This window comes from Dolosicoccus paucivorans (assembly GCF_900100125.1).
Lineage (GTDB): Bacteria > Bacillota > Bacilli > Lactobacillales > Aerococcaceae > Dolosicoccus > Dolosicoccus paucivorans.
On the sequence record NZ_FNEL01000062.1, the window covers coordinates 1 to 9,125 of the forward strand.

Genomic DNA, 9,125 nt, shown 5'->3' on the forward strand with positions numbered 1-9,125 from the left:
GGTTTGAGACCCTTAAAAAACTGCATTACTCTCAAACCTCAAATCTCCAAAGTAAGCTGAGCATTTAAGAGGAATGCGAATTTAATTTTAAGTTGTTGTCTCAAAACTATATCGACAAAATTTATTATAACATAGTTATTAAAAGAGTTCACTGAGATTTTCAGTGACAATAAAGTTTGTTTCCCATTCGCTAGAGTGCGTATGATCGAATTCCAGTAAAATAATAGGAATTTTCTTTTGAACCATTTCTTTTTTAAACAGTTTGATTTCTTCTTTGTTCAAATATAGTGACAGATTAACTAGCATAAATACTTTATACAGCTCTAATCGATGGGATATTTCGATATAGTTTACTAATCTCTCTACTAAGGTCGGCGCATCAAAATCAACAGAAATGTCTAATACTTTCGCAAAAGTCCTTAAGTTTAACTCATCCCCTACAAACACATCAAATTCTTGGTCAAAATAACACTCCCGAAAAATTTCTACAATAGTCTGTTTCAAAGCTGTCACTTTTTCATAGTCTGCTTGTAGATACTTTACTAATTGAGTTCTCAAACTATTAAGAATTGCAACTTCTGTATTTTCCAGATGAAATAAATCGACCATTACATTCAACTTAGCTGTTACGTCTTCTCCTTCTTTCATCACTTTAAAAGGAGCTTCGTCTTTATTTTTTATTTGTTCAGTTAATTCCATTAAAAACTTACGATAGAATGCTTTATTTTCAATCGTTAATTTCAATATTGTGTCTTGGTTCCAATGAATTGGATGAATTAATTTGTTATAAATCAACTTCAAAAGATCACCAAACTCTCTGAAGTATCTAACGTCTTATGTGTTGCATCTCCCACGACATAATCCATCTGATTGTATTGCTTTTCAGTGACATTTATCATTTGAACTAATCCACCACGGGGTGACGCTTTCATTACTTCGTTTCGTATCGACCGTGCTACACTTGGCGTTATAGCTAACTTAGCATAAACTGATTGTTGTAACATCAAAAAACCATGATCAATTAAAAAATTTCTAAATCGCCGATAATCACGCCGTTCTTTAGACGTTTGCATCGGCAAATCAAACATCACAATAACTCTCATCGTTCTATACCCCATATTCATAAAACCTCAATAAAGATGGATTCTCTTCATTTAGTGCTTTAAACACACTTCGACAATAAATTTGAATACTATTAGTTACTGTATTGCGTTTATCTGAAATAACAACTTCTTTATTTAATAAATTTAATAGCTCATAACGTGCCGTTTTATCAAAGACTTCTATTTCACTTTCGTATACATAGCGATCAACAATACATCTAAAAGGCTCGATTAAATCGGAACTAAAATTAAAAGGATTATGCACATTGTCGTGGCCTATACCCAATTGAGTTAAGTAGCCACTCGCTGTAATCTCACGACTAATTAATGATAAGATAATGGCATAACCATAGTTAAGCGCTGCGTTAACCGGGCAATCCATTCCTCTAGAAAAACCTTTGCCATACAACGTGTGCCAATAAACTTTTGAAGCGTGTCCTTCGCGATTGGACACATCACCTAGTTGAACTTCTTCCATAAGTTTTAATACTTTAGAAGCATTTTCTAATTTGTAATCTGCCAACATTTTGCTTTGTTGGTATATTTTATTTTTGACAATTTCCGTCCACACTTGTTGCTTAACATCATCCGACCAACTCATTTGTTGATGTAAACGGCGATTGGCTTCAAAATGTGTGCCATGCCGTTGGAGGCAGGCAGAAGGATTTCGCTTCTCGTCACAAACAATAACCGCAATATTTCTTTTAGCTAGTTCATTTAATAGTGCTGAAGTAATGGAGACGGCTGTCGTCTCTAATACGACGACACCCACTTCTCCTAAATACACTTTCTTATAATCCTCCATCTGTCTTACGACAAGATGATTCATCTTTAAATCTAACTTAGCGCGATTTGATATTACAATCGTTCTCCATGTCATAAATTTAACACATCGATTCTTTCTTCAAATAGCCCAGTAATGGACTGACGAATTAACATAAAATCTTTCTTATTAGATAGGTTTTCTCCCAATCTAGACGGTAGAGCTTGGCCACGCGTTATTCTCATCAGTGGAATGCCAGGGCTGTACTCTGCTTTGAATAAGCTGAGGAGACCAGATAGTACTTGAACTTTATTTTCTAGCGTTAACTGATTGAATTCTTTCTTGTAGTCTTCAATTTGATCTAAATGTCTAGTCAGCAATTGACGATACAACTTACTATTGGCTTTTATTTGAAGTTCATCATACATTTCTCGAAGTATTTCATGAGTTATTCCACGTTTTTCTAGTGAATTGCCACCGAACAGTTCATAATTTTCTATTTTCTTCCAATTGATTTGGAAAGATGAACTAAGCACTGGCTGTTGGGCGTTCTTCACAGAATATTGAGTACCTGTAACACCAGTGATCCGTACTCTTACACCTTCATATTCTACCAATTCATTTTGAGCATAAAGATGAGGAATTAATATCTCTACCTCTGATAGTCCATAGTATTGCTCTATAAATTGCTTCAATTCTTCTGCCGATTGGATTTGTTTTTTTAGGTATAAAGGAATATTTTTTAACATCGTCAGTGAGTTCTTCCCTTTTCGATAACGGATGATCGCATAGCACGCTCTCGTTCCATTTGTATATCCACCATATTTTTGAGGATCTAAACCATCTTTTAAAGGAATTGCAGTTTTTGAGTGTTTGGGTACTCTTGTTGCATCAAATAATTCTCCTTTACCATCTTGAAGTAATTGAGTCGTCAACACATCATGACGTTTCATCATTTTCAGTACTTTTTTAATCGTCCCATTTGCTCCAGCAACCCAAGCCACTTTACCATTACGTTCGACATCACTTTCGAACATTCTTGCTAAGTTATATCTTGGTCGGTCATCACGTCGAATAAAGTTATATGGATTCGATGTAAATTTAGTATGATATACATTTCCTACCACGATGTTTAAATACGCGTCTTTAGCATGGTGCAAATCATTTAAATTACGTACTTTAATCAGCTGGTCACTAACGTTTTGATCTGGGCGTTTATTTTTATCTTCACCAATCATTACCCCGTGATTTTGTCTAAAGTCGCTGACTTGACGGGCTTTAACGTAAACGATGGTTGTCTCCGGATAAATTTGTTGCAGTAACTCACTTAATGCTTTCGTACTTTGGCGTGTTTCTACTAATTGACGATTGATAAACCCCGCTAATTCTTGATCGCTCAAAGGTTCTTTTCTAATGAGTCGTGCATATTTTTGTTCACTCATTAATCCTTGATGCTTTAAGCTGCTCCAAAGTGAATCCATATCTGCATAAATCGTTGGTTTATAGTAATGCAGTGGATATTTGTCACCTTTAAGACGGTTTTCATTCGCCTTAACAAGGACTAAGTTGTCAAAACTGTCATCTTTCGTTAAAGAGCGCGGATAAATGTGATCAATATCGTATAAATTATGATTGAACAGGTCCTTAAGTACAATTTCTTCACCGGTATAAGCACATCGACCTCTTTGTAAGTAATATAGATAAAGCTTTTTAGAACGTAACGTCCCGTTATCTTCGTGATCCAACATCTCTTTAATGGCTGAGTCATTTTTTATGTTTTTATATAAGGCTTTGAGTCGATCTTTACGACTATCTGTGCGTCCGCTACCTTCTGCACCACGAGCCATTTCGATAAATATTTTCTCTGGTGTATTTTTTTGAATTGACACCACTTCATCAACTACTCGTAACGTTTGCCAAATAGAGCGTTTGACAGCGGGTGAGACATATAATTCATCCACCAAGTCGTAAGATATTTGCCCATCTGTTACCTGAACAGCCGTTTTACTATCTAACATGTCCATGTAATCGAATTGTTGAGAGAGTAGTTCCATCAAATTATAGTTTGTTGTTTCTAACGCTTGAATAATTGAAGTGAATTCGCCTTCAAAGTGGCGCGCATCTCTAATCTCAGTTAGAAAGGCTTTTGATAGTCGACCCCATCCTGAATACGTCAAATGACTTAGCTGTTTAATTTGTTCAGCCGTTAGACGCTCTCCATAAACCTCTTTAATCTTAGCTGGTAACATCTCTGTTCCTTCAGCAAAGATTGTAATCCAGTTGATGATTGTATCAATCATTTCCTCGTCTAATGAAGTCGTATTAAAGATTTTTACCATGTCATGGTACGTTGTAAGGCGTGACTTGACCATACTATCGATACCAGTTACTGTGACTTCATCTTCTAAATCAACCAAGTTATTATCTTTAAACCATTGAGCAATGTGTTTTTTGTATATATTGCGATTTTGGTTAATAAATAAATCTTGATAAATTCCTTGTTTTTGGTCTGGAGTGATAGGTTCACCATTGATTTTCAAATTATTCAATTCATTGAGTAATTCAAATCGTTGATACAGTAGGGAGTGTTTCGGTAAAACATCTTCATTAGGTAAATAAGTACATTTGTTTGTCATTCGGCGAATGAAGCGCTCAGCTGATGCTTCTAGATCAACTTTTCGCTTAAAATTCCAAGGATAAATCTTTCCTTTTTCTTTACGGACTACCCAACTAAACCCATCTTTATCTTGATGAGCATTGTTTAAAGGTCCTACGTAATAAGGTATGCGGAAAGTAAACAGTTGAATGATTTTGTCTTGAATGGATAAGCCATCGTCATCTTTTTTAGTCAATTCCGGGTACTGTTTAACTGCATTATTTAATATTTGTTTTAATTCCATTTGGTGAATTTGTCGAGGAATAACGCCGTTAGAACGAGTCCGCAATTTGATTAAAAAGTTATCTAAATCTAATTTGTCTGTGATTTCTTGAGTCGCTTGTTCTGGGTATTTCTTAAGCAATTTTTTTAAATATCTTTTAAATTCATCATAATCAGCTTGTTTGGCTTCATTTGATTGGCCAATATAATGAACATAATTATTTTTGAGTGCTCGATTTCTAAATAAATCATTATATTCTTTTGTTGTTCCGTGCTGTTTAACGACGCATTTAAGAAGTTCTAAATCTTCGCCGTGCTGATTATATTGATTAATCATTGCTTGAGATAGATATTTCTCACCGTCTCGGATAGTTTCTAAAATTCCCCAGTCATAAATATATTTAATATAATCAATTAAACGCAATTGCTCTTCGTCTAACATCGATAACGCCACATAAACATCTTCATAATTACTTGCGCTAAATTGAATTTTTTCCTTATTCTCTTCATCTAATTCAGGGAATAAATTTACAATAGAAGTAATAGAACCGGCCAGCAAATCAGACCAACGACTAATTAACTTCTTCAGCTCCTTATCTTCTACTTGAATTTGATAAAGCTTTAACGCATTTTTGCGTTGTGTTAAATTTAGCGTCTCATTTTTTAGTATGGCGCCAATCTCATCACTGTTTTCCCCATCTAAGTCGAACAAATAACTGTCAAACATGGTTTTAAACGAATCGTTCGCTCGTTCAAGTAATTCATGTAAATTGGACTCAGAGTTTAAATCTCCACTTACTAAGAAATGTCCGCGATATTTTAAAATATGATGCACAGCTAAATAAATATGACGAATATCAACTGATTGCTCTCCATCAATCAGAGCTTGCCGTAAATGATAAATTGTCGGAAATTGGCGATGATAATCTTGATCTTTGTAATTTTTATCATCAAATAAACTGTTTTTTGTATTTAATGAGCGATCTTCTAAATGAAGGAAGCTCTCATCCATACGAGTAAAGAAATCTGCATCTACTTGATTAATTAGTGGTGCGAATAAATCGCGTAAAGTTTGTAAACGCTCATTACGTCGTCTAAGTCTTCTGCGATTTGTCCGGTGCATTCTTCTTGCTTCAGCCGTCTCACCACTTGTAAATAATCTAACACCTTCCATACGTTTTTTGTTAAAGTTTAAAACAGTGTAATTCTCATTCGTTACAGACCACCCAACAGACCCTGTTCCGACATCTAAACCAATGAAATATTTTTTTGTTCTATTTGACATATGACTAATTCTCCTTTATACTGATGACATCAACTCGTAAAGTTGAGACCCTTAAAAAACTGCATTACGAGTTCAAATAACGATTTATCGACATTACCACTTCGTGGTCAGGCGCACGTGTGTGCGCCGTTTTTTATGTTTTAATTTTCTTATGTTTTAAAGTGTATTATTTCACTTGGATTAATTTTAATTATATCATGTTTTAAATATTTGTTCCTCAATAAAACAAGCTCTCCTACTTTGCGTAAGAGAGCTTATTTTATTATGTATGTTATCAATTTTTATTCACCAAATGCGACATAAACCGTGTTGAAGTAATCTTCATAAGCCACATTATGAGTCAAACTTCCCCCACCTTCTGTTCCTACCCCTAAGGTTAGAGATGGTGGTAAATTGGTAATGGCTCCAATGGACCCTAAAACTCCTTGGGTGTTGACTAGGTTACGAGAGCAGTTGACTTCAATGCCGTATTTTTCAATATGATCTTGATTGTTAGAAAACAGAACTGAAGTGTGCCCTTTTCCTTCTTGCTCTAACAAGTCATTGGCTTTATCGACTGCCGCATCAAAATCATCTACTAAATGGAACCCTAAAACAGATCCTAATACTTCGCGAGTGAAGCAAGATTCAATGCTGACATCTTCTGGTGCGTAGGCAAGTAAAAGACTTGTATCTTCCGGCGTATAGATTCCTGCCATTTTCGCAATTTTATGAGCTGGTTGACCGACTACATCAATATTTTTAACGCCAGGCTTTAAGAAAATCAACTCATCAATCTTTTTAGTTTCCTCTTCGGTTAAGAAATAAACCTTTTGTTCTTTCAATCCTTCTTTAACTTCATCTTCTATTGATCTAAGGGTAATGATGTGCTGATCGGATGAACAAATCACACCATAGTCAAAAGTTTTTGAATCAACAATGGTCTTAGCAGCAAAGGCTAAGTCAGCTCCTTCATCAATAATAATCGGTGTATTTCCGCCTCCAACACCAATCGTCGGATTACCCGAGGCATACGCTGCTTTAACCATCGGTGTTCCACCCGTTGCTAAGTTAAGCCCGATCCCTTCGTGATGAAGTAACTCTTGAGTCTTTTCTAAAGTTGGTGAAACGAGAACTTGGATTAAATTTTCAGGTGCTCCAGCACTTACTGCCGCATCGTTTAACAGTTTAGCTGTTTCGATAATCGCTTTTTCTGCTCGTGGATGTGGTGATAATATAATGCTATTTCGCGCTTTTAAGGCATTCAAGACTTTAGAAATAACGGTTGATGTAGGGTTTGTCATCGGAATAAGAGCGGCAATGACACCGATCGGTCGTGCGACTTTATATATTTTCTTCTCTTCATCTTTTTCATAAATACCTACAGATGGCTTGTCTTTTAAATAGTCATAAATTGTTTGCGACGCAAATAAATTTTTAGTGGTCTTATCTTTAACATTTCCAAAACCTGTTTCCTCGTGTGCTAGCGTGGCCAAATATTCTGCTTGGGTAGTGGCTGATGTCGCCATAGCTTCAACAACTTGGTCCACTGCTTCTTGATCGAATGTACTGTATTCTTTTTGAGCTGTGCTGGCTAGTTCAATTAATTGATCTACCGAAATATTTTTATCTAATAACATTTGAATCGCTCCTTCTTATATAATTTTTCTAACTTTATTGTATAATGAAAGCGCATTCATAAGGTATTACTATTTTATCCTCAATTTGTACTTTTTTGTATATCGTAATAAGATTCACATTCACAAAGTTAACAAGGAGGTTCTGGCATGTGCAACATTCAGTTAGTTGATTTACAGCCCAATGTGATCGCAAGGATTCAATCTTTTGTTCACCAACATTTTTTAATACTAAGTGTCTTTCTACTATTCACTTAGATCAAGTGAACGAAACATTGAAGAATGAGGAAATTGATCTCATCGTTCTTGATGTGACTTATTTATCCTCAGAACAATTTTCTACGTATCATCAAATGTGGACAAAACATCACCCTAATATTCGTTTTATTTTACTCACCCATTATCTAACCAACGATTTCTTAATTTATGCGTTACGTAATCAAATCGATGATGTCATTCAACTACCTCTTATCAATGAAGAAGAACTTATTCATGCTTTTCATCGCTCGATCATTAAAGCGAATGAAATTTCACTCCTTCATAAACCTTACTTAGTCGATATATCGGATCAGCGCAAGCAGATTATTTATGACATTTTGCAGTATATTCATCTCCACTATCAATCCGAGATCACATTAGAAGATATCGCAAGCCACTTTAACTTTAGTCCGAGTTACATCAGTCGATTGTTTAAAAAGACAACGGGAGTAAGTTTTCACCACTATTTAATTAAATATCGTTTGAAAAAAGCTCAAAAATTACTAGTTGATTCCGATCAATTAATTGCAGATATTAGTGATCAAGTTGGTTTTTCAGAACCTGCTTATTTTAGTCGCATCTTCAAAAAAGAATTTCAAATCACACCCGCCCAATACCGTCAGTCAAATAACCAATTAAAAAAAGAGCCTGTCTTTGATGTGACCCCCAAAAGTTGGAGTTTATAATTGAATATTTAGGCAACACATTGAGTGTTCTGTTTCCGGTAATCAACTGGAGATAGGCCACTCAATTTTTGTTTAACTCGCTTGTGATTATAGTAGTGAATATAATTATTGATTCTTTTCTCAAGTTCCTCAAATGAGACTCTTTCTTCTCCATAGTACATTTCTTGCTTAAGTAGACCGAAGAAATTTTCCATGGCTGCGTTATCTAAGTAGTTTCCCTTGCGGGACATACTCTGATATATCTTATTATCCTTTAATTTATCAGTCCATTGCCAATTTTGATAATGGAAACCCTGGCACTGTGAATAGTTGTTCGGTAAGGTGCTCTTTCTTTGATAATTTCGAGTGCCTCGTCAAGAGGATCTAATGCAATATCTAGCGTTGGTCGTTTACTAATTTTGTAGGAAATAATTTCAAGATTGTATAAGTCCATAATAGGGCTTAGATATTTTGAATTTACCCTTTTTACGTTAAGAAATTCTAGATTAGACGAATAAAGGAAAATAAGTTCAATCAACGTTTAGTTTTACTCATTT

6 protein-coding genes and 1 pseudogene are annotated in these 9,125 nt (G+C 35.1%); 1 reads left to right on the forward strand and 6 read right to left on the reverse strand.

Annotated elements, in window-relative coordinates:
• Window positions 1–138: 138 nt before the first annotated feature.
• From csn2 to BLR79_RS07725, 5 genes are all read right to left on the reverse strand, one after another.
• Entirely contained in the window at window positions 139–801 is a 663-nt protein-coding gene (gene csn2, locus BLR79_RS07705) for a type II-A CRISPR-associated protein Csn2 (protein ID WP_092086638.1), read from the reverse strand.
• On the reverse strand, window positions 798–1,118 hold the full coding sequence (gene cas2, locus BLR79_RS07710; RefSeq protein WP_234970866.1) for a CRISPR-associated endonuclease Cas2: 321 nt from the start codon (window positions 1,116–1,118) through the stop codon (window positions 798–800). Before cas2 ends, csn2 begins: the two co-directional genes overlap by 4 nt.
• The gene (cas1, locus tag BLR79_RS07715) at window positions 1,108–1,983 is read right to left on the reverse strand and encodes a type II CRISPR-associated endonuclease Cas1 (RefSeq protein ID WP_092086641.1); all 876 of its coding nucleotides are present in this window, start codon (window positions 1,981–1,983) and stop codon (window positions 1,108–1,110) included. Before cas1 ends, cas2 begins: the two co-directional genes overlap by 11 nt.
• Window positions 1,980–6,029: a type II CRISPR RNA-guided endonuclease Cas9 gene (gene cas9, locus BLR79_RS07720; protein WP_092086644.1), complete on the reverse strand. Its 4,050-nt coding sequence runs from the start codon at window positions 6,027–6,029 to the stop codon at window positions 1,980–1,982. Before cas9 ends, cas1 begins: the two co-directional genes overlap by 4 nt.
• A 281-nt stretch (window positions 6,030–6,310) precedes the next feature.
• Window positions 6,311–7,648, reverse strand: a complete 1,338-nt coding sequence (locus BLR79_RS07725; protein ID WP_092086647.1) for an aldehyde dehydrogenase family protein — start codon at window positions 7,646–7,648, stop codon at window positions 6,311–6,313.
• Between the two features lie 260 nt (window positions 7,649–7,908).
• On the opposite strand from BLR79_RS07725, the gene BLR79_RS07730 reads away from it, so the two are divergent.
• Window positions 7,909–8,589: a helix-turn-helix transcriptional regulator gene (locus tag BLR79_RS07730; RefSeq protein WP_159427632.1), complete on the forward strand. Its 681-nt coding sequence runs from the start codon at window positions 7,909–7,911 to the stop codon at window positions 8,587–8,589.
• Between the two features lie 8 nt (window positions 8,590–8,597).
• On the opposite strand, the pseudogene BLR79_RS09450 reads toward BLR79_RS07730, so the two are convergent.
• Window positions 8,598–9,037 (reverse strand): annotated as a pseudogene (locus BLR79_RS09450) (transposase); the annotation flags it as partial.
• Window positions 9,038–9,125 lie beyond the last annotated feature (88 nt).

Bases quoted from the DNA above. Each gene is read 5' to 3' on its own strand.
- cas2 (WP_234970866.1), bottom strand. From the start codon at position 1,118: ATGGGGTATAGAACGATGAGAGTTATTGTGATGTTTGATTTGCCGATG.
- cas1 (WP_092086641.1), bottom strand. From the start codon at position 1,983: ATGACATGGAGAACGATTGTAATATCAAATCGCGCTAAGTTAGATTTA.
- cas9 (WP_092086644.1), bottom strand. From the start codon at position 6,029: ATGTCAAATAGAACAAAAAAATATTTCATTGGTTTAGATGTCGGAACA.
- BLR79_RS07725 (WP_092086647.1), bottom strand. From the start codon at position 7,648: ATGTTATTAGATAAAAATATTTCGGTAGATCAATTAATTGAACTAGCC.